This window comes from Sphingomonas sp., assembly GCF_041661885.1.
Classification (GTDB): Bacteria; Pseudomonadota; Alphaproteobacteria; order Sphingomonadales; family Sphingomonadaceae; genus Sphingomonas.
Genome location: NZ_JBAZTL010000010.1, coordinates 17,224 through 40,911 on the forward strand (window position 1 = coordinate 17,224; position 23,688 = coordinate 40,911).

The following is a 23,688-nucleotide window of genomic DNA, read 5'->3' on the forward strand; positions in this document are numbered from 1 at the left end:
ACCCATCGGCGGCAAATGACAAACCCTAAAGGTCGAAATCTTCCTCGTAGAGACCGTCCTCGCAGCGTTCGGGGCGAAACTTCGGCAGCTCCGGGCGCGGCCCGAATTTGTGACCTATGTGATACTGCACTTCGCCGGGCTTTCGCACGACATGCGCGTCGAGCACCGGCGAAGTCGTGCGATGACGGTCGATCAACGCGTCGGCGCTGCGATCACGCGCGAAGGCCAGTCGATAGGCATATCGCGCGATCGTGCGATTGATCGCGCGCACGCGGGCCGGGTCGCGTAGCGGACGAAAGCGGACGGCGTGACCGACGCGCACCAGGGCCGTTGATCCCCGCAGAACGTGGCGGGTCGACACCGGAAAAAGCAGTTCGATCCTGGTATTGTCGATGTACGGATGGCGGATGCCCGGATCGGTCGGATCGTAATAGGCCACCGGGTTGTCGGACGAGATGAAATCGACGCCGGTTTCGTTGCAGAGGATCTCGAACCCGAGCCGGCGCGTCAGGTCGCCGAACCGCCGCATGTCGGCGCCCATCGTGCCGAGCGTGCGCGAGCGCTCGACCGTCACCTCGACCGTGTCCAATTCGTCCTCATAGCGCCGCAGCTTGGCAGGCAGCTTGCCGAGCTCGGCGAAGACCTTGAGACTGGTGCGTGTCTCGAGCGCCATCAGCGCCTCCTGATAATCGCGCGCCGCCGGCACGCGCGCGCGCAGCATCGTCGCCATCGTGTAGAGCGTTGTGAGATCGCCCGGTGCGAACCGCCGCGCGTCGAGGCCCGCCATGACCATCGGCCAATGGCTCTCCGTCCGACCGAACAATTCCTCGAAAGAATTATTGTCGCGCGTGCCGTCCGGACGGACCTGGCTGTAATAGTAATTCTCGAACCCGGTTTCCTCGGGGCGGACATGCAGCGGCGTGCCGGCCTGATCGGCGTGATAGACGTACAATCTGCCATCCTCGCCGGTCCACGATTTGAGATACGTGACCGGTACGAAATGATGCCGCTTGCGCGCCGGGGCGATGCCGTCTCGCGTCATTCGATCGTTGCCCCTCCTTCCTGCCGATCACCACCGGTGCGCTACCGGATCTGGAGAGCCTGTGGTGCCGACGCAACCCGCGGAAAACCGCCACTTCTTTCTGATCCGACACCGGCAGCGTCGCGCCGGTGTCGTCGGATCTCCCGAAAAACGATGTGCAGACAGTGACTTGCGACACGACCGGTGCCGCAGCTTTATCTTGCCTTACGCCCCCCTCCCGATCTCACCGCCCAATCCCCTTCTTCGACCATCTCAGCCACTTCCTCATTCCCGTGGACGAGCCGAGGCAAAGAAGGCCGGGACGCGATGCTGTCCGCACCACGTCCCGGCCTCACTTCCAGAGATCAATGTGCCCTGGCCATCGCCTCCGACGCCGCCTTCCGACTGCGAAACTCGCGGCATCCGAGCATCCCGTGCGCGTTGCCGTCGCCATCCACGATCATCGTCGCCGCGAACCATTGGCGGTCCAGCCGCCCGCAGATCGCCACCCGATCGAGCCAGAAGTCATCCGCATCCTCGCTGTCGTAGGCCCCGAGCCAGCGCTCCTCGATCCGCACATCCCAGCGAAAATCCGCATCCTCCGCGGCCAGGAAATGCTGCGCCAGACCTTCGCCCGCGCCCCGTCCAAACTCGATTTCGAGCCCCGCGATCAACGTAGCCAGCACGCGATCCGACGCTGCCGAAATGGGTTGAAACATCGTCATGTAAGCCTCCATCCGATTGCTGCCCCCATCATCGAGGACAGCCCTCGTCCGGCGGTCGGCGGGGCGTCTGTCAGGGCTGCCGGAGCGCAGCGCAGGCACCGCGAAGCGGCGGTGGAGGAACCGATTTTGTTGCGTCGAAAACAAACAGACTCGGCTGCGCAGCAGCCTCCGGTTCGCAGCAAAATTGGAGGCGCCGCCGGCCTTGCACAGGCGTTCCGCCGGCCGCCATGCTCGGACGACCCGAGACGAGCCCCTCCCACCTCACCACGGTGAACCGACGCTGGAAGTACCGATCTGCGCTGCTCTGATCATCCGATCCGGCGGCGCCTTCGCTTTGAATACGAAGCGGAATTTGCTATTGTTCAGACCGCTCATCGGCGGAGGCAGGAGGGCACAATGCAGGGTAGATCGATCGTCGTCGCGCTGGTCCTGCTGGCCGTTGGCTTCGCGGCCGGGTTCATGCTGCGGCCCGTTCTCGCGCCGACGCGATCAGCGGCAATGGCCGATGGTTACGCTCCCGCTGCCGCCGTGCCGGCCCCGCGCGGCACGCAATACTTCGCCGCCAATCTCGACGAGGCCCGGACCATCATCGCAGGCTGCCGGGAAGGATCGGTGCGCGGGGACGAATGCGCTCATGCCAGCGAAGCGGTCATCACGGCGGACAGCCGCGAGCGCACGAGTAAGTTCATCGGTAGCCGACCGCGCTAGCGCCTGCACCCTGCTATTGGCCGGGGCGGGCCGACGACAGCGGGACGAACAGCCCCGGTGGCGGCGCTGGCGCAGCGGCTGCGTCGGTGGAGCGCGCCGCGGTCGCCAGCGTGACGAACAGGCCAGCGACTGGACGTACGGCATCCGGGTTCCCTCGCTCCGGCGTGCTTCCCGACACGCTGGTCAGATAGGCCCGCGTTTCGCCGGGGAGCGCCGCCCTGCCGGCCAGATAGTCGGCGTAGCGCCCCGGCCCGGCATTGTACGCGGCGAATAGGCCGGGATAACCGAACCGGTCGTACATTGCCCGCAGATAGGCCGTGCCGGCGACGATGTTGTCGTGCGGATCGTAGGGATTGCTACCGAGCGCATAGGCGGCGCGCAGTTCCGCCCAGGTCGCGGGCATCAGCTGCATCAGCCCCATCGCGCCCGCGCGACTGGTGATCGGCCGCCCGCCCAGCGTCGTCCGGCCCGCGCTCTCCGCCTGCATGACGTGCTCGATCCACGCCACCGGAACACCGAACCGGGTTGATGCCTCGATGATGTAAGGGCGCCAGTCGGCGACCGATTCCGCGTGCGCCGGGGCCGCCGCGAACAGCGCTACCGCGACGGCGATCGCCTTCAGCGCAGCCATAATGGCGTCGCCTTGCCGATCACGTCTGTCCTGCGGCTTGGCCCGAAATAGCGCCCGTCGAACGACGCCGGCGCATCGTTCAGCAGCAGCAGCGCACCGCGACCGAGTGTCGTGCAGCCGTGCCACCACGGCATCGGGCGACCGGCGCGGTCGCGCAGAAGACGGTCGGCTATGTGCCTGCCGTCGACCGAGATCGCAGTTCCGATCGCGCACACCCGGTCGCCGGCGACGGCGCGCACCCGCTTCACCAGCGGCACGTTTGCGGGCAGGTAATGCCGCGCGGCGGCGAGCGCGCGCGGTGCCGGCGGCGCCCAGGCGACCACCATGTCGCCGCGCGCCAGCGGCGCGTCGGGGCTGACGGCGTAGAGTCCCAGCGGGGCGCTCGCGCTGGCGTTCCAGATCAGGCGCGGCAGCGGTGGCCGGGCGATCGTCAATTCCACCAGCGCGATCCCGGCGGCGGCGACGGCGCAGCGGCGACGCAGCCGGTTGCGCCGCAGGCGCGCGGCGCGAAGCGCATCGCGCTGGACCGCGGCGTGCGCGAACAGAGGCAGGTTTTGTGGCGGGATACCGGGCGGATCGCGGCGGTCAGTCATGACGCCCGCCGCTGCTGCGCGCCACCGACCAGGCCTCGATATCGTCGATATGATAGCGCCAGGTCCGGCCGTGGCGGCGGCCGAGCGGGGCGCGGCCGGCGGCGCGCAGTGCGCGCAGCGTGCTCTCGGCGATGCCGAGATGAAACGCGGTCTGCTTGGTGGTGAGATAGGGACAGGTGGCGCGCGCGGCCTGCGCGCGGATTGCGGTGTCGTCCATGTTCGGGTCCGGTCAAACGCGGTGCCCGATTGCGCCGCGACGCGCTCGACTTGGACGCCGCGCGCCGGGTCCGGCAGGGTCGCAAAACGCTATACGCGATTCCGACCCCCCCCTCTGCCGTCCGACCGCCACGCCAACGAAGCGGCCCCCGCGCCCGATCGGGCGCGGAGGCCGCCGCGGTCAGTCGGCGGGGTTCCAGATGATCGCGAAGGCGTCGTCGTCGTCCTGCCCGGCGGCGCGGCCGAGATTGGCGTAGAGCCGGCGCGGACCGAACTCGGGTGCGGCGAGGCTCAGCGACACATAGTCGTTGCCGGACGATTCGCTGCGGCGGTTCCACCCGGCCCCGAGCTCGACCCCGCCCGACAGGACGCGATAGTCCGGCTGGGTGTCGCCCGACTTGCGGGTGTTCGGCACGATTTCGACATCGGCGCGGATCGACAGGGTCTTGAGCTGGCCCTTGAAGCCGTTTCCGTTGCGGCTGACATATCCGATGGCTGGCATTGTTCGTCTCCTTGGAAGTCGCCCGAACCGTTTCCGGACGATGGCGCGACCGGGGGGACGGCCGAACCGCGCGCGCGAACCGTGAGGCCGAAGCGCAGCGGAGGACCGGAGCGGCGGGCTGATTTGAGAGCGAAGCGGCCGCGAGGAGACCGCCAACGGCGGTCGGGGAAATCAGTTCGTCCGCGATGGTTTCGCGCGGGCGGTGGCTGTCCAGGTCATGCGCTCAGGAGCCGGGACGGGTTGCGCGCGAACCGAAGAACGCGGCAATTGCCGGGCGGATTGGCGGCCCCCGAAGGTATCGGGAAGGGGCAGGATCGTCGCTAATCGCCCCGCTCGCACGTCGCCGTTCCCGCTTTCGCGAGAGGCCGTTGTCGGGACAGATCGCCGCTGGCGCGGGGCGCTCGGGACGGGCAGAACGGCAGGGAAAGGTTTGGTCTTCGATGGTTCGCACGCCCCGCCTCGCCGCGATCGCCGCGCTGCTGCTGATCGCCGCCGCCCCCGGCGAGGAGGCGCGCGTGCGCTACGTGACCGATGGCGACACCTTCCGGCTGACCAGCGGCGAGCGCATCCGAATCGCGGGGATCGATGCACCGGAGACTCACGCCGACCAGGCCAGGTGCCGCTCGGAAATCGCTCTCGGCGAGGCGGCGGCGGCGCGCGCACGCGCCCTGCTCGATGGTCGCGACGTGACGATCGTGCGCGTCGGCCGGAGCTACAATCGAACCGTCGCCAAGGTGATGCTGAACGGCCGCGATCTCGCGACAATTCTCGTCGCGGATGGAGTCGCTCGATGGTGGCCGCGCTTTGCACCCAAGCCCGATTGGTGCGCCGGTGCGCCCGATCGACGTCGCGGGTGACGGCCTTGCTCGATCCCGTCCGCGCCTTCGTTGCGCGGCTTGCGCCCCATCCGGTATGCGACGGCTGTATCGCCGAGCGTCTCAATCTGACGACGCCGCAACGTGCCAATCAGGAAACGCGGCTCCTTGCCGGCAACGAAGGGTTCGAGCGGCGTCGCGACATCTGCTCACTCTGCTACGGCGAAAAGATGGTCATACGTCTGCGCGTTTGAAGCAAAGTGGACGGCCGCGCGGCGTCATGCTCGGCGTGGTCGCGCAATCAGGATTGTCACCAGCGGCTTGCGCGCTTGTGCTCACGCCGGGTGACTGAGCCCGCGCGCCCTATCGTCGCTCAAAACACCTGAGCTATGCAGCAATGATGAAAACCGACTTTGACGATAGAAACCGCACCGGCCACGCCGCGCTACGCCTCGTCGTCGCGATCGTCGCACTGCTCAACCTCGCCTATTTCGGGGTTGAGTTCGCGGTCGCATTGCGGATCGGATCGGTCTCGCTGTTCGCCGATTCGGTCGATTTTCTCGAAGACACGTCGGTCAATCTGCTGATCCTGGTCGCGTTGAACTGGACCGCGCGCAATCGCGCGCGGCTCGGCATGGCGCTGGCCGCGATCCTGCTCATACCGGGTCTGGCGACATTGTGGACCGCCTGGAACAAGGTCGCCGCGCCGGTCGCGCCCGACCCCTTCGCGCTGTCGCTCACCGGCTTGGGCGCGCTTGGTGTCAATCTGTTCTGCGCGCTCATGCTGGCGCGATTCCGGCATCGCGGTGGGAGCCTGACCCGAGCGGCGTTCCTGTCGGCGCGCAACGACGCCTTCGCCAATCTCGCGATCATCGGCGCGGCGATGGTCACCGCGTACGTCTGGCGTGCCGCGTGGCCGGACCTGATTGTCGGCCTCGGCATCGCGGCGATGAACGTCGATGCCGCGCGCGAGGTGTGGAGCGCGGCGCGGCGCGAGCATCGCGCTGCCGCATAGCTGGCGGCGGGCACCCCGATGACCGCCGCGCCGCGCGGGGGGGGCTGCCTCGGAGGCGTGTGCGCGGCGTCGATTCCCTGCGCCGCTACCGCTCTGCCCGCCGTCTCGCCAGCGGATGGCGGAGCCACGCCAGGGCGATCAGCGGCACGCCGATCGCGGCCGGCAGGATCCAGTAGGCGAAGGCGGGAAGCTCCTTCCACAGCGGCAGCGCCTTGCCGTTGTCGACATAGAATGCGGTCAGCATGACGATGTACGAGACGCCCATCGCGGCGAGATGGAGCCGGGGCCGACGACGCAGGCGCCGCCCTGCCCAGGCCGAGGCGAAGGCGAGCGTGCCGAGCAGGAACAGCGGATAATCCTCCGCCCAGCGCATGACCGCAAGCGCCGCCATCGTGGCGCAGAGGCCGGAAAGGCACCAGAAATAGACCTTGCCCCATGATGCGTGGCGGCCCCGGCCTTTCCTGCTCAGCATCGCCAGCAGCCCGGTGACGACGGCGGCCAGACCGAACCCGATATGCACGACCATGATGGCCAGAAAGATCGGATCGGTGGAGGGCACCGGCAGGCCGATGATGCTGGTCGTCCCCGTCATCCGGCGAACCTACGCCAAAATGCCCGACTCGTCAGGCCGCGCCGAATCCGCTCGCCACAAGGGGGTCGCGCGGATCGCCGCCGCGCCGCGCCGGCCCGGCTACGAGACGGGCGCGACGCCGCGTCAGCCGGTCGGGCGAAGCGGCGGGACGACGAAGTCGGCGGCGGCGAAATGCGCGATTACGGCACCGTAGCTGCCGAGCCGCTCGACGTCGGCGCGGCCGATCACCACGCGCTCCTGCTCGTCGGCGTCGAACGACAGCAGGTCGCCCGAACCGTCGAACACGATGATCTCGGGCGACCATTCGCAGCCATAGCCGCCCGACCAGCGCACGAATGGCAGCGCCAGATCGAGGCACAATGCTTCGAGATCGTCGAGCCGTCCCCACGCGACTTCGTGGGCAAACAGCCGCAGCGGCTCGCCGTCGGGCAGCTGCGCGGCGTCGAAGCGGGGACCGTCCCATTCGATGGACAAGCCCTCGTCGGCGACGGCCGCGACGAAGCGGTCGCGGTCGCTGGCGGCAAGCTCGCCGCCGATGGTGATCGATACCGAAACACGGTCGGCCATTGTCTTTCTCCTGTCAGTTCCCGCGCGCCCGAGCCCGGCCCCGCCAGGGGACGGGCGAGGGCGCGCGGCCGGATTTCGGGGGTCAGGGCAATCGCAAGCGGGCGGCGGCAACGCGCCGCCGCCCGTCCCGCGTCACGCCGCCAGCGCCTCGGCGTCACCCTCCGTTTCGTCGTTCCCGGCGTCGGGCAGCGCGGCCACGCTCGCCGGGGCGGCGGGGTCCGGCTCGTCGTCGCCGCCCGGCGCGGGGTCGGCGCGACGCTCGATCTCGCGCGCCGCCTCGACCAGCGCATGCGCCTTGACCGTGCCGACGCCGCCGCGCGGCGTATAGGCGGACGGCGGAAACGCCATCCACTTGGGCACCCACCCATCCACCTTGGCGCGACCGTTCGCACCCGCCAGATGGTCGGCGACGACCTTCTTCATCGTCTTGCCCTTCTCGCCCGCATTGGCGGCGGCGACCGTCTCGCCCGCCACCTCGGCGACGATGCGGGTCAGCACCTCCTTGTCGCGGATCAGCTCGAAGAAGGCGTCGTCGGCCTGCCAGTAGCGGGCCATGTCGACGCCGATCTGCACTCCGACCGCCTCGACGGCGGCGCTGCCCGCCATCAGGGTTTCGCCCATGACGATGGCGATCACCTCCATGACGCACCGGTCGGGGAGGTCGAGCAGGCGCAGGAACAGCCCGGCCAGCCCGTAATCGTCGCCATTGCCCTTGGTGACGGTCGGCGTGTCCTCGTCGAACCCGAGAACGCCAAGCACCGCGCGGCGCTTCTCGTCGAACGCGGCTTCGGCGGCGCACGTCTCGACGCTCTCGCGCACGTCTTCGTTGCGGGTCGATTGCTTCTCGATCCTGACGCTCCACAGCGGCGACCCGGCGATGGCGTGGGCGACCATCAAGCGCAGCGCGACGCCGGGCTGGCTGGCGAGCGCGGCGCGCACGGCGGCGTGGCGATGCAGGTCGATATAGGTCTGCATCGTGCTCGTCACCTCGGGGCGCGCCGCCTTCTGGCCGGTCCCGACTGCCTCGCCTTTGGCGATCCGCGCGGCTTCCTTGCGGCTGACATAGCCTTCGTGGACCGTCACCTCGCCGCGCGCCGATACGTCGAGATAGACGCGCCCGCCCTTGCGCTTGCCCGCGCGCTCATGCTCCCAATACTGGAAGTTCTCGGACGGCGGCACGATCACCGCATCGCTCCATCCCGCGTCGAGATAGTCGGCGCGCTTCGCGTCGATCGCGGCATTCTGCGCGGTCCAGAACGCATCGGCATCGGCGAAGAAGCGCTCCTCGGCGAACAGGTCGCCGACGATCTGGCCGTGGAACGCCTCCACGTCGAACAGCGCGACCTTGGTCGAGATCGCCGCGCCGCCGAACAGCCACGCCTTCAACTGGTGGCCGGTCGGAACATAGGCTTGCGAATCCTCGAACAGCGCCAGCCAAGCCTTTTGCTGGCTCTTGGTCGCCATCGTCAGGTGACGCACGGTGCCCGCGTCGATCTTCTCGTGCCGATAGAGGTCGCGGATGCGCGGCAGAAGGTTGCCGAGCGCGAGGATGCGCTTGACCGACAGGTCGGGCAATCCGAACGTCGCGGCGATCTCGTCGGGCTTGCGGCCTTCCTTGACCAGCCGGACGAAGCTTTCCCACTGCGTCACCTCGTCGGGGTCGAGCCGCGCCATGTTTTCGATCATCGAGGCTTCGACGGCGTCGGCGTCGTCGCCGGGTTCGAGGATCGCGCACGGTAGCGGGCCGTGGTCCAGCCCCTCGGCCAGTGCGATGCCGTTGGCGGTCCAGCGGCGCGCGCCCGCGACGATCTCGAAGGCGTCGGGTCCGCAATTGGGGCGCACGATCAGCGGCTGGATGACGCCGCGCGAGCGCACGGTCGGCAGTATGTCGGACACGTCGGGTGCCTTCTTGGCGTAGCGCATGTTGGTCTTGCTGACCGACAGCTTGTCTTGCGGGATAAAGTCGAGTTTCATGGGTCTTGCTCCTTGTGAGCGCCGGTCCCGCCTGTTTCTTGAAGGATGGACGGGACCGGTTTTCGGGTTGCGGCGGGAACGCGCCGCGCGTCAGCCGCTCCCTTGCGGAGGCGGAAGCTGGTCGGAATCGACGGACGGGTCGGGGCGCGGCGCGAGCCGCGCGAGCAATTGCGCCGCCCACAGGATCGACCCGGCGCGGCGCGCGGTGTCGGCCCAGACCGACAGCGGCACCGTGCTGGCGAAGCACAGGTCGCGCTCGATGGTCAGCCCGAACGGAAGCCGCAGCGCGGCGATCTCGCCGAGGCTGAAACTGCCGAGTTCGGGGCAGCCGAACCCGAGATCGGCGAGGCCGAACAAGGTGTCGCCGTCGCTGTCGAGTTCGGTCGCGAGCCATGTCGCCGCGCCGAGCGGATTGAAGAACTTGACGACCGGCGCGGGGTCCGGCTCGGTGGTGCCGTGCTGCATCGCGTCGTGATGGGCAACGGCATTGGCGCGGAGTCGCGCGCGCAGGTCGGGGGTGAGCAGGTCCATCGTCAGTCCTTCCTCAGCTGGAACAGGTCGAGCTGGTTGCGGGCGTTGAGGTCGAACAGCCCGAGGTCGCAGGGGCGCTGCGGCTTCTTCGGTTCGAGCGGCGCGGCGGCGCGCGCGGCCAACCGGTCGCGCGGCGTGATCGGGACGACGCCGGGGACCAGCGACTGCGGGCCGATGGGAGTCGGCTCGACCGCGAACGAGGCGCGGGCTTCGGTCACGCCGCCGCGCCCGCGCTGGCGGCGACATGCGCGCGGTGGCGGTCGAGCAGCCAGTCCGCCGCCTTGGTTGCCGCGCTCGCCGCGCGAAAGATCGCGCGATTGTCCGCGCGCAGCACGTCGAGCCACGACGCCAGATAGTCGGCATGGCGCACGGTCGGGACGATGCCGAGCGCGGCGCACAGGAACGCCGACCCCATTTCGGCAACCAGTTCCTCGCGCGCGTAATCCTTGGTGCCGAACGCGGTGACTTGTCTGCGGTCGAGCCGCGCGGGGTGGCCAGTGGCATGGGTCAGTTCGTGCAGCGCGGTGCGGTAATAGTTGATCTGGTCGAAGAACGCGGGCTGCGGCGGGACTGCCACGAAGTCGTGCGACGGGCTGTAGAACGCCTCGCCACCGCCGATGCGAAACGCGACGCCGCTCGCGGCGATGACGCTTTCGGCGACCGGCACGATCTCGCGGTCGGGGAGCGGGGCGGGGTCGGGCGCGAGGCCGGGGCGTAATCCCTCGCATTGCGCGACGTTGAACACGGTAAACCGTTTGAGAAATGGAATGGTCTTGGCGGCGTCGCCGGTTTCGACCGCGCGCGCCTTCTCGGCCTCGGGGACGAAGCGGTCGGCATAGACGACGGTCGTCCCGCGCTCGCCCTTCGCGACACTCCCGCCCGCCTCGAGCGCTTGGCGGAAGGTAAGCCACCCTTGCGACGGGAAGCCGTGCTCGATCACCGCCCCCCACAGGATCAGGACGTTGACGCCCGAATAGTGCCGCGCGGTAAGCGCGTTGCGCGGCAGACCGGGCGCGGTGCCGCCGGGTCGGCCCCACGGCTGCACCCACGGCACCCGCCCCGCTTCGAGTTCGCCGACGATCCGCGCGGTCACCTCGTCATAGAGATTGGCGCGAGGCTCCTGTGGCGCGTTGCGCCGGGGGCTGACGTTCGGAACGCGCGCGCCTTTCGCCACGCGGGAACGCCGCTTGCCACGCGCGGGTCGGCTGGTCGGGACAGGCACGGTTCGCCTCCATCGCCACCCAAAAACCGGCATGGCCTCCCCGGAAAGCGGGGGTGGGCGGCAAGAAGCGACCGGAGAGGCCCGCTTGAGCGGACCCGGCACCCGTATCCGGGGCCTCATCGCGTCAGCGATGGGGTGGGAGGGCCGCAACGCAGTGAAGGAGCCGGGCGCAGCCCGGCTTGCCGAGGACGCGGGCGGGCCTAGCCGGGAGCGCCGCTCACTCCCGCGCCTCCGGGAGAGGCACCACGACGCCGCCGCGCGCCGGCGCGGCGACTGTCAAACCGGCGGCAACGCCGCCCGAACAAGAACGGGCGCCCCGGCGGCGCGGGAGGGCAGGAGGTGCAGGGTCGGGCTTCGCAGGCCAGGACGGCAAGTGTCGTCTGCCTGCGAAACCGGGCGCACCGTCCCGAGCGCAAGCCGGAGCGCCCGCGGGGCCGCCATTGGGCGCCGCACCCTGTCCGGCCGCCAAGGGAACACACAAAGTATCGCTTTGTGGGGGCCTGCAGAGCGGTCCGGCAGTGTGCGTCCTCAGCCCCGCACGTCCAGGGTCAGCGTCATGCTGACCCCCGCCAGCCGATCGTCACCGCCAGGCCGAGACCCGCACCGCGGGGCTCGGTGGCGAGGCACGAGCCATGAGAGCGCGGCCGCGCGCGACCAGCGCGCGGGGCGGCGGACCGCAGCTACCGGCGAGGCATAGGCAACCCCTCGGCGGCGTGGTAGAACGCCCGCATCACCCGACCGCTTATGCAGGCGTCCCGTGACCGGGGGACATTCGTGCCTTCGCCTGCAAGCGCAAGGCTGACGATGACCTTCGACGATCTCCACGGCATTGCGAAAAGCTGAGCGGCATGCCCACCACTCTTCCGGTGCGGAACCTCGAAGAAGCGAATCTGCTCGCGCAGGCGATCGTCAACACGATCCCCGAGCCGTTCCTGGTGCTCGATGCCGATTTGCGCGTGCTCGAGGCGAGCCGGTCGTTCTACGAGATCTTCAAGGTCGATCCGGCGGAAACGCAGGGCTGCCTGCTCTACGCGCTCGGCCACGGGCAGTGGGATATTCCGGCGCTGCGCGTGCTGCTCGAGACGATCCTGCCCGATCGCGTCGCGATGGACGGGTTCGAGGTGGATCATGAATTCCCGGCGATCGGGCATCGCATCATGCTGCTCAACGCGCGCAAGGTTCTTTACGACGAGAGCGACACCATGGCGATCCTGCTCGCCTTTCGCGACGTCACCGAGCGCAGGGCGATCGAACACGAAAAGGCAGCGTTGCTCGAACGCTCCGAGGAGTTGCGGCGTCAGAACGAGGTGCTGCTCGAAGAGATGCGGCACCGTGTCGCCAATAGCCTTCAGATCATCGCGAGCATCCTGCTGCTCAAGGCGCGCGCGGTGTCGTCGGACGAAACTCGTTTCCATCTCCAGGATGCGCACCAGCGCGTGATGTCGGTCGCGGCCGTGCAGCAGCATCTCGACATGACCGACGGCATCGACCAGATCGAGGTTGGCATCTATCTCGACAAGCTGTGCGCCGGGCTCGGGACGTCGATGATCGGCGACGATCAGCCCGTCGTCATCACCGTCGCCTCCGATACCGGAATGATCCCGTCGGCCAAGGCAGTGAGCCTTGGCCTCATCGTCACCGAACTCATCATCAACGCGCTCAAATACGCCTTTCCCGACCATCGGGATCAGGCGGCGATCGCTGTCCGATACACGATCGACCAGGATGACTGGACGCTGATCGTCTCGGACAATGGCGTCGGCAAGGCGGCCGACAAGCCGCCGAAAGCGGATGGCGGTCTCGGCACGACGATCGTCGCGGCGCTGGCCAAGCAGCTCGATGCCCAGGTGACAATGGCGACCGGCCCAGCCGGTTTCGCGGTCACCGTCGCGCGCGTGGCCGCGGCGACACCGCTGCTGCGCGCCGCCTGAGCCGTTCGGTCGGCGACGAACGGGCTAAGGGCACGGTGTCGCTCATCTCTCCGTCAACCATGGATAATTTCCGGCCCAAACGCGTTGGGTGTGTGAATCAATGCCGGATCGTGATGAAACGATCGTGCGCCACGGGGGAATGAAGCGATTGACCGATGACGTGCGCATTCTCGTCGTCGAAGACGAAGCCCTGATTGCCGATCTTGTCATCTCCGGCCTTGAAGAAGCCCGCTATGGCGTTGCGACGGCGCAGGACGCCGAAGCCGCCATTGCCATGCTCGAGGAAGACGATGCCGCCTTGCGGGCGGTCGTCACCGACATAAACCTGGCGGCCGGCGGACTGACCGGATGGGACGTCGCCCGGCGCGCACGCGAACTGGTCGCCGATTTTCCGGTCATCTACATGTCGGGTGCGAGCACGAGTGAATGGACCGCGAACGGCGTCCCCAACAGCCTGATTATCGCCAAGCCCTTCGCCATCGGCCAGATCGTGACAGCGGTCTCGCAACTGCTGAACAAAGCGTCGGCGATCGTCCCGGACTAAACCAGCCGGGCGCGAAACCGGCAACTTGCAAACGGTCGCTAAGCGGCCAGCGTACGTCATCGACCCCGATTTTGCAGATCCCTTCAAGACTCGTCCGCGGGGTCTGGCGGCGCGCCGCGCAGCAATGACCGATAGCCGCCCTGCGCCATTACGGTGGCGTCACGGATCAGCCGGCGTGTCCGCGACCGAAGCGAATCCGAGGGACCGGACCATTCGGACGCCACGCGCTCGGCACCGAATAGCGCCTGTGCGATTTCCCGCTGGGTGGCACCGTCGGCGAGCGCATCGTGCACCCGCAGCAGTTCGATCCAGCGCTCGATCCGCCGATCATTGGGAAACAGCGACGCGGCAAAGCGGTGGTGGCGGCACAGGTGGAGCAGACGCCTCAGCGGGAGGATCTTGGTCACGGCACTGGCGATGCCGCGAAGGCGGTAGCTGAGGACGATCGGCGAATCGCCCGTAAGCGTGCCGGCTTCGAGGTCGAGCCGTATATGATGCCAGCCATCCGATAGCACGGCATGCTCGACCCCGCCCGGGTCGGCAACAATCGTCAGCCAGCGCGACAGTGCATTCGGATCAACCCCGTCGGGATCGCGACCGACCGTCGGAGTGGCAATGACGGTGAGCGTGCCGGGATCGACATCGGCGCGCCAGAGGATCCGGGCCTCGGGCGCGGCGAGGTCCGGGCATTCCGCGAAAGTGAATCCCCCATTGCGCGGGATCGTCGGTTGCCGCCCGGGCGCCGCGCGTCGCGGTGCTCGCACGGGTGTACCAGGCGACATAGCCGGGATCGCGCCGCAGCCATTCCCACATCAGTCCGGCCCGATCGATGCCGCGCAGCCGGGCATAATCGTCAGCGTGGCGCCAGTCTGGAGTCGAACGGAATGTCACTGCAAACCGCTCGTCCGACCACGAAGCAAAAAGCATCCATTTTGATTGAATCGGGCACCCCGATATATTTGCAATATATTGGACTCACCAAGGTCGCCGTGGCAGAATAGTGGCCCGTAAGCTGTTGTTAGGTTGCGGGTTTTCGGGAGTTGTTCGCCGACGGCGTGAGACCCCGCCGACGGACGCAAAAGGGTGATCGCGGGGAGTACGGCGACTTGAGACGTCGCCTGCGATCGGGTCGGTGCCCCATGGGCATGCGTTCGACCGCGCAGGCGTTCGTTGCGCGCGTCACTGCCGTTTCCAGTGCTGGCGATCTTGACGATGCGCTGCGTGCGATCACGCTCGACATGGGCTTTCAATATTATGCGCTGTCGCATCACGTCGATATTATTGCCGCAGGCGGCAAGGCGATCCGGGTGCACAACTACCCCGATCGCTGGGCGGACTATTACGATGCCAACGCGCTCGGCGTGTCCGACCCGGTCCACCGTGCCAGCCATGTGACGAGCGTCGGCTTTCGCTGGTCGCACATCCCGCAGATGATCCCGCTTACCGCCTGCGATCGCAAGGTCCTGCTGCTCGGCAGCGATCAGGGCATTGGCGACGGATATACGATTCCGGCCAACGTGCCCGGCGAGGCGCGTGGCTCGTGCTCGTTCGCCAACGAGGCCGGGCGGCCGATGCCGGATAGAATGCTGCCGCTGGCGCAACTGACCGGCGCATTCGCGTTCGAGGCGGCGCGCCGGTTGTGGTCGGTCCGGCAGTTCGAACTCGAGCCGGCGCAAACGCTGACCGACCGCCAGCGCGACTGTGCGCTGTGGGCCGCGCGCGGCAAGAGCGACTGGGAGACGAGCCGCATCCTCGGACTGAGCGAAGAAACCGTGGCGCGCCATATCAGGCAGGGCTGCGAGCGGTATGGGGTGAACAAGCGTACATTGCTGCTGATCCGGGCGTTGTTCGACGGAACCCTCACGTTCACCGATATCTTCCGCCGCTGATATACCCCTTTTCCGGTATATCGCCGGGCCCGCGAACTGGCCGACCCTTTGGCTGCCAAGCCAAGGAGTAAGCCATGCTTCACGTCGTGCAGAACGACGCCGTTCCACCGCCGGACGGAATCTTCCGGTCGATGTTCGCCGCGCGCAAGTCGGTATTCGTCGATCTCCTCAAATGGGACGTGCCGGTGCTCGACGGCCGATACGAGATCGACCAGTTCGACGACGAGCATGCGCGCTATCTGATCCTTGCCGATCGCGATGAGGGCCATCTCGGCTCCGCCCGCCTGCTGCCGACGACCCGACCGCACATCCTCGACAGCCTCTACGACATGCTGTGCGAGGGACCGCCGCCACGCGGCGACACAATCTTCGAGGTGACGCGGTTCTGTCTCGACCGCCGGCTGTGCGCCCCCGATCGTCGGGCGGTGCGCGATGCGCTGGTCGCGGCGCTGGCCGGCCATGCGCTCGATCACGGCATCGAGAGCTACACCGCGATCGCCGAGTTCGGCTGGTATCAGCAGATCCTCGCATTCGGCTGGCGCTGCGAGCCGCTCGGGCTGCCGTGTCTCGTCGATGGCAGGACGCTTGCCGCACTCCACATCTTCATCACGCCCGAGACGCCGGCGCTGCTCGCCGCCGCGGGCATCCGGGGCCGCCACGCGATCCTCGCCAACGAGCGCCTGGCCGCGGCCTGAACAGAGAAAGCACGACCATGATAATATCGACCCGAGACATCGATCGCTGGACCGGAGAATTGAGCCGCGAAGGCTGGTGCATCATCCCGGAAGCGTTGCCGCCGCAAACGATCGCGGCGCTCGACGCCGACCTCGCCAGCACCTTCGACCGCACGCCATTTTGCGAAGGCGGCTTCTACGGCGAGACGACCAAGCGGTTCGGCCGCCTGCTGTCGCGTTCCGACCAGACCGCCAGGCTCGTCCAGCACGAGACCATCCTCGGCGTCGTCGAACAGATCCTGTCGCCATGGTGCGACACGATCCAGCTCAACGTCACCCAGGCGATCGCGGTGCATCCCGGCGCCCCGGCGCAGTTGCCGCACCGCGACCAGAAGCGAGGTTCTCACGCCTCGGCGCCGTTCGACGCGGCGCAGGGCCAGAATAAACCGCGAACAATGATATGCAAGACTGCAGATGGCGATGACGGAACTGGCGGCTACTGCCGCGCGATCGAGACCAGCCGACCTGACTTGCCGTTCCAGTCGAACGAGAAGGCCACCCTGTCACCGATTGCGAAGCCGTCGAGCAATTTCAGCGGCGCCGAAAAGCTCATCGTCATCGCCGGCCAATGCAGTTCTTGTACGGGTCCGTGAGCGAAGGTAACCTTGCCAGCTACCGGATCGATTGCGGTGATTGTGCCGACGCCTTTTGCCCCCTCCACGACCTGGGCAGGCATAACGACGTTGCCGGTCGGCTGATCCGGAGCGGCGGCCGGTTTCCCGCACGCCGCCACGAGGAGCGCAAGCGCCAGTGCGGAAGTTGGTCGAAGATTCATGCAATGGCTCCTTCGGTCGCTGAAAATTTGTCTTCGGCCTTACGCCGGCGCATCAACAGATAGGCGGCGGGTATCACGAGCATCGACAGCAGCGGTGCCGTGAGCATACCGCCAATCATCGGCGCGGCGATGCGGCTCATCACCTCCGAGCCGGTGCCCGTGCCGAGAAGGATCGGCAGCAGGCCGGCGAGGATGACCGCGACCGTCATCGCTTTGGGTCGGACGCGCAGAAGTGCTCCCTCGCGAACCGCCGCCTCGACGTCGGCCGGGCCCGGGTCTGCGCCTCGATCGGCGAGCGCATGCTTCAGATAGATTAGCATCACTACGCCGAACTCCGCCGACACGCCGGCGAGCGCGATGAACCCGACGCCGGTCGCGACCGACTGGTCGTAGCCGAGCAGGTAGAGCAGCCACACGCCGCCGGTCAGCGCGAACGGCAGCGTGCCCATCACGAGCGCTGCTTCGTCGAGCCGCCGGAACGTCGCGCAGAGCAGCAGGAAGATGATCAACAGCGTCGCCGGCACGACGATCTTCAGCCGTTCGACCGCGCGCTGTAGGAACTCGAACTGGCCGGTGTAGCTGACGCTGATCCCTGGCGGCAGCTTCACCTTGGCAGCAATCGCTTGCTGGAGACTGCCGACGATGGTGGTCAGCGGTGCCCCCCGACCATCGATGTAGATCCAGGTGACCGGCCTACCGTTCTCGGTCCGCAGCATCGGCGGACCATCTTTGACGTTGACGTCGGCGACGGTGCCGAGCGTGACCTGCTGCAGCGACGGCGTCAGGACCGGCAGGTTGCGAAGACTGTCGATGCTGTCGCGAAGCTCGCGCGGATAGCGCACGCTGATCGGATAGCGTGCCAGCCCCTCAACCGTCTGGCCGACCGTCTCGCCGCCGATCGCACTCGATACCACCGACTGCACGTCGGCGACATTGAGCCCGTAGCGGGCGGCTGCGGCGCGGTTGATCGTGACGTCGATGTAGCGTCCGCCGGTGAGCCGCTCGGCGAGCGCCGAACTCACTCCGGGAACGGTCTTCGCGACCTGCTCGATCTCCCGAGCGGTCGCGTCGATCTCGGCGAGGTTCGAACCCGCGACCTTGATTCCGATCGGGCTCTTGATACCGGTTGAGAGCATATCGATGCGATTGCGGATCGGCGGAATCCAGAAATTGGCAAGGCCGGGCACCTTCACGGCTGCGTCGAGTTCGTCGATCAGCTTCTCCTGCGTCATCCCGGCGCGCCACTGGTCCTTCGGCTTGAACCGGATCGTCGTCTCGAACATTTCGAGCGGCGCGGGATCGGTCGCGGTATCGGCGCGCCCGGCCTTGCCGAACACGCTGTCGACCTCGGGCACGGTCTTGATAAGGCGGTCGGTTAGCTGGAGCAGTTGCCCGGCCTTGGCGGTCGAGATGCCCGGGAGCGCCGACGGCATGTAAAGCAGGTCGCCCTCGTTCATTTGCGGGATGAATTCGCCGCCGAGCTGGCTGATCGGCCAGATGCTGGTCGCGAATACCAGCCCCGCGATGACGAGCGCCTGCTTCGGACGCGCCAGCACCCAGTCGAGAGCGGGTCGATAGGCGCGCGTGAGCACACGATTGATCGGATTTGCCGATTCCGACGGTATGCGTCCCCGGATGAGATAGCCCATCAGCACTGGAATCAGCGTGATCGACAAGATCGCCGCGGCCGCCATCGCGTAGGTCTTCGTGAAGGCGAGCGGCGCGAACAGCCGACCTTCCTGCCCCTGCAACGAGAAGATCGGCACGAACGAGAAGGTGATGATCAGCAGCGAGAGGAAGAGTGCCGGCCCGACCTCGACTGCGGCGGCCGTGATCACGCGCCATCGCTCCGGTCCCGCCAGTGTGTCGTCGGGATGATCGCGGGTCCAATGTTCGAGATGTTTGTGGGCGTTCTCGATCATCACCACCGCCGCATCGACCATCGCGCCGATCGCGATGGCGATCCCGCCCAGCGACAGAATGTTGGCGTTCAGTCCCTGCACGCGCATCGCGATGAACGCCGCCAGAATGCCGAGCGGCAGTGTCAGGATGGCGACGAGCGCTGATCGCGCATGCCAGAGGAACAGCGCGCAGACCAATGCGACGACGATGAACTCCTCGATCAGCTTACCGGTGAGATTGTCGACAGCACGGTCGATCAGTCCCGAACGGTCGTAGGTCGTCACCACCTCGACGCCGGGTGGCAGGCTCCGCTTCAGCTCGTCGAGCTTGGTCTTGACGCCGTCGATTACCTCGCGCGCGTTCTTGCCCTGACGCATAACAATTACGCCGCCGGCGACTTCGCCCTGGCCGTTAAGTTCGGCGACGCCGCGCCGCATGTCCGGGCCGACCTGTATGGTCGCCACGTCGCCGAGCATGACCGGCGTGCCGCCGACGGTTTTCAACGGGATCGCGCGGAAGTCGTCGAGCGACGCCAGATATCCGGTCGAGCGAACGATGTATTCGGCTTCAGCCATCTCCAGCACCGACCCGCCGCTTTCCTGATTGCCGCGCCTGAGCGCCTCGGTCACCGTCTCGTGGGTGATTCCGTAAGAGGCGAGCTTCTGGGGATCGAGGATCACCTGATATTGGCGCACCATGCCGCCGATGCTCGCGACCTCGGCGACGCCCGGCACCGCCTTCAGTTCGTAGCGTAGGAACCAGTCCTGGATGCTGCGCAACTGGGCGAGGTCGTGACGGCCGGTCTTGTCGACGAGCGCATATTCGTAGATCCAGCCCACCCCGGTCGCATCGGGGCCGAGCGACGCCTTGGCGCCCTCTGGCAGCCTGGACTGCACCTGACTCAGATATTCCAGCACGCGGCTGCGCGCCCAGTAGAGATCGGTGCCATCCTCGAACAGCACGTAGACGAAGCTGTCGCCGACGAACGAATAGCCGCGCACGACGCGCGCGCCGGGCACAGACAGCATCGTCGTCGCGAGCGGATAGGTGACCTGATCTTCGACGATGCGCGGTGCCTGCCCCGGATAGGTCGTGCGGATAATGACCTGCACGTCCGACAGATCGGGGAGTGCATCGATTGGTGTCGACCGGACCGCGCCGACGCCGATGACGACAAGCGCGAAGGCCGCGAGCAGGACGAGAATCCGCGCTCGGACCGACGCCTCGATGATCCGCGCGATCACTTGGCATCGCCCGAGATCGGACGCGCCGCGATGCCGGTCAGACTAGCTTCGCTGTCGAGCAGGAACTGGCCCGACGCCACGACCTTCTCGCCGGCCACGAGGCCGGCGAGAATCTCGGTCTGGCCGCTGGCCTCACGCCCGATGCGGACTTCGGCGGGCCGGAAGCGCCCCTTGCCGTCGGCAAGCATCACGAGCGTGCGCTTGCCAGTGCGGATGACCGCCTCGCTCGGCACGAGCAGCGCCGAACGCGACGTGTCGCCGAGATGGACAGTCGCAAACATGCCCGGGCGAAGTCGGCCATCGCGGTTGGCGAGTTCGATTCGCACGGTCAGCGTTCGGCTGTCGGCCTGCGCGGTCGGCAGCACGGCGATGACGCGACCGGTGAAGCGCTCGCCCGGAAAGCCCGCCAGTTCCGCCGTCGCGGGCTGGCCGACGCGCACATCAGTTGCGCGGACTTCGGGAACGGCGGCATTAAGCCATACGGTGCCGAGCCCGTTGACCTGGGCGAGCGTCTGGCCCGGCGCGAGCGTCACGCCCGCGCGCGCGTCGAGCGTCGTGATGACGCCGCCGATCGGACTGCGGATCGTGGTCGTGCCGCGTCCGCCCGTAGCGCCGCCTGGTATGCCGATAAGGCGCAGGCGCTGGCGGGCCGCCGCGATCAGCGCTTGGTCGCCGGTCTTGCGCACTGCCTCATATTCGCCCTGCGCGCCGCCCCATTCCGGAACGAGCACGTCGGCGATCGGGGCACCCGCGCGGATCACGTCACCGGGCGCGCGGCCATAGATGCGCTGGATGAACCCTGCAGCGCGCGCCTGAACGATGGCGACGTCGCGCTGATTGAAGTCGATCGCGCCGGTGACGTCGAGCGAGCCGGCGAGCGTGCCGTTGGTCGCGCTCGCTAGCCGTATGCCGAGGTTCTGCATCGAGGACGGATCGACTTTCACACCGGGCGTCGTCGACGCGCCGTCGTCATCGGCATATTTGGGAACTGTCCCCATTCCCATCGACGACAGAGAATTGGGATTGTCGTAATGCTCCTGCGGGACCATCGGGTCATAGTAATAGAGCGGCTTGCGGCTGACATTGCCGCCGGCGGCAGGGACGGCACCGCGCGAACTGGCCAGATAGTAGCCGCCCGCGCCTGCCACGAGCGTGACAGCGGCGAAGGCGGCGGCGAGTTGCGAGCGCTGCAGCGAATTGAGGGTCATTGGTTTGCGCTCCCGAAGAGGAGGTTCAATCGCACGCCGTCGGCGGCAACGGTGGTTTCGCGGTCGAGCGTTTCGAGGATCGCATCGGCCAGCGCGCTATGGGCATCGACGAGGTCAATCAGGCTGGCACGGCCGGCGGCGTAACTCGCCGTCTCAAGCGTGACGCGCTCATGCGCGAGCGGCTGCAGGACATCACGCGCGCGCATCCATTGGTCATGGTGCATGACGTGATCGGCGAGGCCCGCCTCCAGATCAGCTGTCAACGCGCGCAAGGCCGCGTCGGCATCGGCACGCGCACCGCCCGCATCGGCAGCGCGCGCGGCGATCAGTGGATCCTGCCGCCGCTTCTTGAACAGCGGCAGCCCGATCGTCACCCCCGCCGAGACATAGTCACCGAACCGCGGGTCGCGGCGCTGATAGGATAGGTCGACTCCGAAATCAGGTCGGCGATCGGCCTGCGCAAGCCGCAGATCGGCGTCGGCCCGACCGACCTGCGCCGCCAGCAGGGCGAGCGAAGGATGTCGGCCAAGCGATGCGCGCAGGCGCGCGGGATCGACCGTCATGTCCGGAATGGCGCCGGCAATCTCGGGATCGGGTTCGCCGGTCCAGCGCGTGAGATTCGCTTTCGCCCGTGCGACCGCCGATACCAGTTCGTCGCGGCGGTCCTGAAGGCGCGCCAGCGCCGCGCGTCCCGCCAGAGTCTGGGCGGGTCGCGCGCTGCCCGACGCCACCGCGCTGGGCGAGGTTCGAACGAAGCGCCCGAGCCGCGACAGCACGTCGTCGAGCGCGGCCAGCCGCCGTTCCGCATAAGCAAGGTTGATCCAGGCAATCGCGGTCTGGACCTCGACCACCCGCACTTCGACCAGCGTACCCGCATCCGCCACTGCGATATCGGCGTCCGCGCGACCACGCTGCGCGCGGCGCTTGGCGAGGTTGGGAATGTCCTGCGACACGCCGATCTTCGCCCAGGTGAAGTTGTCGCGCTGCGGTTCGAAGGCGAGCGGTCCCGAGATCGGGAAGCTGTCGATGCCGAGCGCGAGCTTCGGATCGGGGAGTTGTCCGGCGGCGATGCGCGCGGATCGCGTGGCGTCAGCGCCCAAGACCTTCGCCTTCACAGAAGGCGCGCTGGCGTGAGCCTTCGCCAACGCGTCGTCGAACGTAAGCGGTCCCGCCAGCGCAGCCGAAGGCAGCACGACACCCGCAAGTAGCAGATAGAAGATTCTCATCACGGCCTCCGTGTGGACGGATATTGAAGGACAGATTGCGAGCAGCCGCTGTAGCGCAGCCGATGGATCATCCATCGGCTGCGCTCCCTGTACTAGCGTTTGCTTAGCCTTGAGACGCGGAGCGGCCGTTCGTCGGCATGGTCACGCAGTCCGTGGCTTGCATCGCGGTAGCGTGCATCATCGGACAGTCGCAATTGGCGACCGTCGCCCCGCTGTCGCCGACCCAGACGCGGGTCGGCGCGCGCGTGGGCGCCCGAGGACCGAAACTGGGCTGCCCACGCCATTCGTAGTGGCCCATTGGCGAGGCCGGCGCGGTATCGGCGGCGAACGCCGGCGAGGTCGAAGCCAACACGGTGAGCGCAGCCGCGATCGCGGCCACCTGCTTGAAGTTTTTCATGATGATATCCTTGGTTGTAACGCGGTCAGGCGTTCGGCGATCACCCACTGTCGCGCGACGTGCGCAACTTGGTCGGTCGATCACCGACGCCGGTCGGTTCAGCTAAGGAGTGTGGGCGGCTCGGGCTCGGGAGGGACGATGCGTCCTGCCAGAACGGCGGTCACCGGCCAAAACGCGGTCCTCTCGTGGAGAGTGATCGAAGCCGTGGCGGGCGCGGGTTCCTTCATCGCAAGGGTAACTGCGCAGCCGGCCATCATCATGCAGCCAGGCTTCATTCCTTTGCTCGTCTTCGATCCGCAATCGGGACAGGACTTGCCCATGTCACAGTCGGGCATATCCGCCATTGCCGCCGCATGATGCTGCGTCATCATATGGCACGCCGGTGACGCCGACGCGACGCCATTCCCGGCCAGGCCGAGAAAAACTCCCAGAACCAGGAGATGGCGGAACAGCTTCAGCATACGTTGTGCGTGCGTGATGACATGGCGAAAGTCAATTCGGGCTATCTGGTTGGGCGGTTACATTCGCATTTAAGATGCCATCGTGCGGCGACAAAGCCCCGCGCGCGCACCGCCAATTTAAGAGGACTGTGGAGCTGAAGTAAAATGACGTAATGTTGACCCTTAAAGCCAATGTTGTCCCGAATGTCGCCGAGTCTCTTGTGCTCTGTAGCCTCGGTATAGAAGCATCAAATTGATCTCAGCGAGGCCTACGACGTTCGCCGCC

Annotated in this window: 28 protein-coding genes and 1 pseudogene; 9 read left to right on the forward strand and 20 right to left on the reverse strand. The window is 67.3% G+C overall.

What is annotated here, in order from left to right:
• Window positions 1–25: 25 nt before the first annotated feature.
• Both WC704_RS16165 and WC704_RS16170 read right to left on the reverse strand, forming a co-directional pair.
• A complete protein-coding gene (locus tag WC704_RS16165; protein WP_372891752.1) occupies window positions 26–1,042 on the reverse strand; it encodes a DUF4238 domain-containing protein in 1,017 nt (338 codons plus the stop codon).
• 344 nt (window positions 1,043–1,386) lie between these two features.
• A complete protein-coding gene (locus WC704_RS16170; RefSeq protein WP_372891754.1) occupies window positions 1,387–1,746 on the reverse strand; it encodes a hypothetical protein in 360 nt (119 codons plus the stop codon).
• A 396-nt stretch (window positions 1,747–2,142) separates the two neighbouring features.
• On the opposite strand from WC704_RS16170, the gene WC704_RS16175 reads away from it, so the two are divergent.
• Complete coding sequence (locus tag WC704_RS16175; RefSeq protein WP_372891756.1) at window positions 2,143–2,454, forward strand: hypothetical protein; 312 nt, start codon at window positions 2,143–2,145, stop codon at window positions 2,452–2,454.
• 13 nt (window positions 2,455–2,467) lie between these two features.
• On the opposite strand, the gene WC704_RS16180 is transcribed toward WC704_RS16175, so the two are convergent.
• The 4 genes from WC704_RS16180 to WC704_RS16195 form a co-directional block, all read right to left on the reverse strand.
• A complete protein-coding gene (locus WC704_RS16180; RefSeq protein ID WP_372891758.1) occupies window positions 2,468–3,085 on the reverse strand; it encodes a lytic transglycosylase domain-containing protein in 618 nt (205 codons plus the stop codon).
• Window positions 3,073–3,678 carry a S26 family signal peptidase gene (locus tag WC704_RS16185; RefSeq protein ID WP_372891760.1) on the reverse strand — a complete coding sequence of 202 codons (606 nt, stop codon included), beginning with the start codon at window positions 3,676–3,678 and terminating at the stop codon, window positions 3,073–3,075. The genes WC704_RS16180 and WC704_RS16185 overlap by 13 nt, the downstream gene beginning before the upstream one ends.
• Window positions 3,671–3,895 carry a helix-turn-helix transcriptional regulator gene (locus tag WC704_RS16190; protein ID WP_372891762.1) on the reverse strand — a complete coding sequence of 75 codons (225 nt, stop codon included), beginning with the start codon at window positions 3,893–3,895 and terminating at the stop codon, window positions 3,671–3,673. Before WC704_RS16190 ends, WC704_RS16185 begins: the two co-directional genes overlap by 8 nt.
• A 180-nt stretch (window positions 3,896–4,075) precedes the next feature.
• On the reverse strand, window positions 4,076–4,396 hold the full coding sequence (locus tag WC704_RS16195) for a DUF736 domain-containing protein (protein ID WP_372891764.1): 321 nt from the start codon (window positions 4,394–4,396) through the stop codon (window positions 4,076–4,078).
• Between the two features lie 440 nt (window positions 4,397–4,836).
• On the opposite strand from WC704_RS16195, the gene WC704_RS16200 reads away from it, so the two are divergent.
• The 3 genes from WC704_RS16200 to WC704_RS16210 all read left to right on the forward strand — a co-directional run bounded on the left by WC704_RS16200 (window position 4,837) and on the right by WC704_RS16210 (window position 6,226).
• Window positions 4,837–5,253 carry a thermonuclease family protein gene (locus WC704_RS16200; RefSeq protein WP_372891766.1) on the forward strand — a complete coding sequence of 139 codons (417 nt, stop codon included), beginning with the start codon at window positions 4,837–4,839 and terminating at the stop codon, window positions 5,251–5,253.
• Between the two features lie 5 nt (window positions 5,254–5,258).
• Entirely contained in the window at window positions 5,259–5,465 is a 207-nt protein-coding gene (locus tag WC704_RS16205; RefSeq protein ID WP_372891768.1) for a hypothetical protein, read from the forward strand.
• 143 nt (window positions 5,466–5,608) lie between these two features.
• On the forward strand, window positions 5,609–6,226 hold the full coding sequence (locus tag WC704_RS16210) for a cation transporter (RefSeq protein WP_372891770.1): 618 nt from the start codon (window positions 5,609–5,611) through the stop codon (window positions 6,224–6,226).
• An 85-nt stretch (window positions 6,227–6,311) separates the two neighbouring features.
• Here WC704_RS16210 and WC704_RS16215 read toward each other — a convergent pair whose 3' ends face one another.
• The 6 genes from WC704_RS16215 to WC704_RS16240 form a co-directional block, all read right to left on the reverse strand.
• The gene (locus WC704_RS16215) at window positions 6,312–6,818 is read right to left on the reverse strand and encodes a DUF2306 domain-containing protein (RefSeq protein ID WP_372891772.1); all 507 of its coding nucleotides are present in this window, start codon (window positions 6,816–6,818) and stop codon (window positions 6,312–6,314) included.
• Between the two features lie 123 nt (window positions 6,819–6,941).
• Complete coding sequence (locus WC704_RS16220; RefSeq protein WP_372891774.1) at window positions 6,942–7,385, reverse strand: hypothetical protein; 444 nt, start codon at window positions 7,383–7,385, stop codon at window positions 6,942–6,944.
• 132 nt (window positions 7,386–7,517) lie between these two features.
• The gene (locus WC704_RS16225) at window positions 7,518–9,359 is read right to left on the reverse strand and encodes a ParB/RepB/Spo0J family partition protein (RefSeq protein ID WP_372891776.1); all 1,842 of its coding nucleotides are present in this window, start codon (window positions 9,357–9,359) and stop codon (window positions 7,518–7,520) included.
• Between the two features lie 90 nt (window positions 9,360–9,449).
• Window positions 9,450–9,890, reverse strand: a complete 441-nt coding sequence (locus WC704_RS16230; RefSeq protein ID WP_372891778.1) for a DUF2958 domain-containing protein — start codon at window positions 9,888–9,890, stop codon at window positions 9,450–9,452.
• Window positions 9,891–9,892: 2 nt separating this feature from the next.
• A complete protein-coding gene (locus tag WC704_RS16235; protein ID WP_372891780.1) occupies window positions 9,893–10,108 on the reverse strand; it encodes a hypothetical protein in 216 nt (71 codons plus the stop codon).
• Window positions 10,105–11,064: an ArdC family protein gene (locus WC704_RS16240; protein WP_372891857.1), complete on the reverse strand. Its 960-nt coding sequence runs from the start codon at window positions 11,062–11,064 to the stop codon at window positions 10,105–10,107. The genes WC704_RS16235 and WC704_RS16240 overlap by 4 nt, the downstream gene beginning before the upstream one ends.
• 896 nt (window positions 11,065–11,960) lie before the next feature.
• Here WC704_RS16240 and WC704_RS16245 point away from each other — a divergent pair.
• Both WC704_RS16245 and WC704_RS16250 read left to right on the forward strand, forming a co-directional pair.
• On the forward strand, window positions 11,961–13,043 hold the full coding sequence (locus WC704_RS16245) for a sensor histidine kinase (RefSeq protein WP_372891782.1): 1,083 nt from the start codon (window positions 11,961–11,963) through the stop codon (window positions 13,041–13,043).
• A 148-nt stretch (window positions 13,044–13,191) separates the two neighbouring features.
• On the forward strand, window positions 13,192–13,587 hold the full coding sequence (locus WC704_RS16250) for a response regulator (protein WP_372891784.1): 396 nt from the start codon (window positions 13,192–13,194) through the stop codon (window positions 13,585–13,587).
• Between the two features lie 83 nt (window positions 13,588–13,670).
• Here WC704_RS16250 and WC704_RS16255 read toward each other — a convergent pair whose 3' ends face one another.
• Both WC704_RS16255 and WC704_RS16260 read right to left on the reverse strand, forming a co-directional pair.
• Window positions 13,671–14,102 (reverse strand): DUF2285 domain-containing protein, encoded by a 432-nt coding sequence (locus tag WC704_RS16255; protein WP_372891786.1) that lies wholly within the window; start codon window positions 14,100–14,102, stop codon window positions 13,671–13,673.
• A 61-nt stretch (window positions 14,103–14,163) separates the two neighbouring features.
• Entirely contained in the window at window positions 14,164–14,514 is a 351-nt protein-coding gene (locus WC704_RS16260) for a transcriptional regulator domain-containing protein (RefSeq protein ID WP_372891788.1), read from the reverse strand.
• Between the two features lie 212 nt (window positions 14,515–14,726).
• On the opposite strand from WC704_RS16260, the gene WC704_RS16265 reads away from it, so the two are divergent.
• From WC704_RS16265 to WC704_RS16275, 3 genes are all read left to right on the forward strand, one after another.
• Window positions 14,727–15,476, forward strand: a complete 750-nt coding sequence (locus WC704_RS16265) for a LuxR family transcriptional regulator (RefSeq protein ID WP_372891790.1) — start codon at window positions 14,727–14,729, stop codon at window positions 15,474–15,476.
• 74 nt (window positions 15,477–15,550) lie between these two features.
• Window positions 15,551–16,171: an acyl-homoserine-lactone synthase gene (locus WC704_RS16270; RefSeq protein WP_372891792.1), complete on the forward strand. Its 621-nt coding sequence runs from the start codon at window positions 15,551–15,553 to the stop codon at window positions 16,169–16,171.
• A 17-nt stretch (window positions 16,172–16,188) separates the two neighbouring features.
• Window positions 16,189–16,803 (forward strand): phytanoyl-CoA dioxygenase family protein, encoded by a 615-nt coding sequence (locus WC704_RS16275; RefSeq protein ID WP_372891794.1) that lies wholly within the window; start codon window positions 16,189–16,191, stop codon window positions 16,801–16,803.
• On the opposite strand, the pseudogene WC704_RS16280 reads toward WC704_RS16275, so the two are convergent.
• The 6 genes and pseudogenes from WC704_RS16280 to WC704_RS16305 form a co-directional block, all read right to left on the reverse strand.
• Window positions 16,719–16,985: pseudogene (locus WC704_RS16280) on the reverse strand (copper-binding protein); the annotation flags it as partial. The gene WC704_RS16275 and the pseudogene WC704_RS16280 sit on opposite strands and share 85 nt — an antisense overlap.
• Window positions 16,982–20,131, reverse strand: coding sequence for an efflux RND transporter permease subunit (locus tag WC704_RS16285; protein WP_372891796.1), 3,150 nt, complete (start codon window positions 20,129–20,131; stop codon window positions 16,982–16,984). The gene WC704_RS16285 and the pseudogene WC704_RS16280, both read right to left, overlap by 4 nt.
• Window positions 20,128–21,339 (reverse strand): efflux RND transporter periplasmic adaptor subunit, encoded by a 1,212-nt coding sequence (locus WC704_RS16290; protein WP_372891798.1) that lies wholly within the window; start codon window positions 21,337–21,339, stop codon window positions 20,128–20,130. The genes WC704_RS16285 and WC704_RS16290 overlap by 4 nt, the downstream gene beginning before the upstream one ends.
• The gene (locus tag WC704_RS16295; RefSeq protein WP_372891800.1) at window positions 21,336–22,565 is read right to left on the reverse strand and encodes a TolC family protein; all 1,230 of its coding nucleotides are present in this window, start codon (window positions 22,563–22,565) and stop codon (window positions 21,336–21,338) included. The genes WC704_RS16290 and WC704_RS16295 overlap by 4 nt, the downstream gene beginning before the upstream one ends.
• A gap of 103 nt (window positions 22,566–22,668) precedes the next feature.
• Complete coding sequence (locus tag WC704_RS16300; RefSeq protein ID WP_372891803.1) at window positions 22,669–22,962, reverse strand: hypothetical protein; 294 nt, start codon at window positions 22,960–22,962, stop codon at window positions 22,669–22,671.
• A 98-nt stretch (window positions 22,963–23,060) separates the two neighbouring features.
• Window positions 23,061–23,423, reverse strand: coding sequence for a hypothetical protein (locus WC704_RS16305; RefSeq protein ID WP_372891805.1), 363 nt, complete (start codon window positions 23,421–23,423; stop codon window positions 23,061–23,063).
• Between the last annotated feature and the right edge of the window lie 265 nt (window positions 23,424–23,688).

Bases quoted from the DNA above. Each gene is read 5' to 3' on its own strand.
- WC704_RS16165 (WP_372891752.1), bottom strand. From the start codon at position 1,042: ATGACGCGAGACGGCATCGCCCCGGCGCGCAAGCGGCATCATTTCGTA.
- WC704_RS16170 (WP_372891754.1), bottom strand. From the start codon at position 1,746: ATGACGATGTTTCAACCCATTTCGGCAGCGTCGGATCGCGTGCTGGCT.
- WC704_RS16175 (WP_372891756.1), top strand. From the start codon at position 2,143: ATGCAGGGTAGATCGATCGTCGTCGCGCTGGTCCTGCTGGCCGTTGGC.
- WC704_RS16180 (WP_372891758.1), bottom strand. From the start codon at position 3,085: ATGGCTGCGCTGAAGGCGATCGCCGTCGCGGTAGCGCTGTTCGCGGCG.
- WC704_RS16185 (WP_372891760.1), bottom strand. From the start codon at position 3,678: ATGACTGACCGCCGCGATCCGCCCGGTATCCCGCCACAAAACCTGCCT.
- WC704_RS16190 (WP_372891762.1), bottom strand. From the start codon at position 3,895: ATGGACGACACCGCAATCCGCGCGCAGGCCGCGCGCGCCACCTGTCCC.
- WC704_RS16195 (WP_372891764.1), bottom strand. From the start codon at position 4,396: ATGCCAGCCATCGGATATGTCAGCCGCAACGGAAACGGCTTCAAGGGC.
- WC704_RS16200 (WP_372891766.1), top strand. From the start codon at position 4,837: ATGGTTCGCACGCCCCGCCTCGCCGCGATCGCCGCGCTGCTGCTGATC.
- WC704_RS16210 (WP_372891770.1), top strand. From the start codon at position 5,609: ATGATGAAAACCGACTTTGACGATAGAAACCGCACCGGCCACGCCGCG.
- WC704_RS16215 (WP_372891772.1), bottom strand. From the start codon at position 6,818: ATGACGGGGACGACCAGCATCATCGGCCTGCCGGTGCCCTCCACCGAT.
- WC704_RS16220 (WP_372891774.1), bottom strand. From the start codon at position 7,385: ATGGCCGACCGTGTTTCGGTATCGATCACCATCGGCGGCGAGCTTGCC.
- WC704_RS16225 (WP_372891776.1), bottom strand. From the start codon at position 9,359: ATGAAACTCGACTTTATCCCGCAAGACAAGCTGTCGGTCAGCAAGACC.
- WC704_RS16230 (WP_372891778.1), bottom strand. From the start codon at position 9,890: ATGGACCTGCTCACCCCCGACCTGCGCGCGCGACTCCGCGCCAATGCC.
- WC704_RS16245 (WP_372891782.1), top strand. From the start codon at position 11,961: ATGCCCACCACTCTTCCGGTGCGGAACCTCGAAGAAGCGAATCTGCTC.
- WC704_RS16260 (WP_372891788.1), bottom strand. From the start codon at position 14,514: ATGCTTTTTGCTTCGTGGTCGGACGAGCGGTTTGCAGTGACATTCCGT.
- WC704_RS16265 (WP_372891790.1), top strand. From the start codon at position 14,727: ATGGGCATGCGTTCGACCGCGCAGGCGTTCGTTGCGCGCGTCACTGCC.
- WC704_RS16270 (WP_372891792.1), top strand. From the start codon at position 15,551: ATGCTTCACGTCGTGCAGAACGACGCCGTTCCACCGCCGGACGGAATC.
- WC704_RS16275 (WP_372891794.1), top strand. From the start codon at position 16,189: ATGATAATATCGACCCGAGACATCGATCGCTGGACCGGAGAATTGAGC.
- WC704_RS16290 (WP_372891798.1), bottom strand. From the start codon at position 21,339: ATGACCCTCAATTCGCTGCAGCGCTCGCAACTCGCCGCCGCCTTCGCC.
- WC704_RS16295 (WP_372891800.1), bottom strand. From the start codon at position 22,565: ATGAGAATCTTCTATCTGCTACTTGCGGGTGTCGTGCTGCCTTCGGCT.
- WC704_RS16300 (WP_372891803.1), bottom strand. From the start codon at position 22,962: ATGAAAAACTTCAAGCAGGTGGCCGCGATCGCGGCTGCGCTCACCGTG.
- WC704_RS16305 (WP_372891805.1), bottom strand. From the start codon at position 23,423: ATGCTGAAGCTGTTCCGCCATCTCCTGGTTCTGGGAGTTTTTCTCGGC.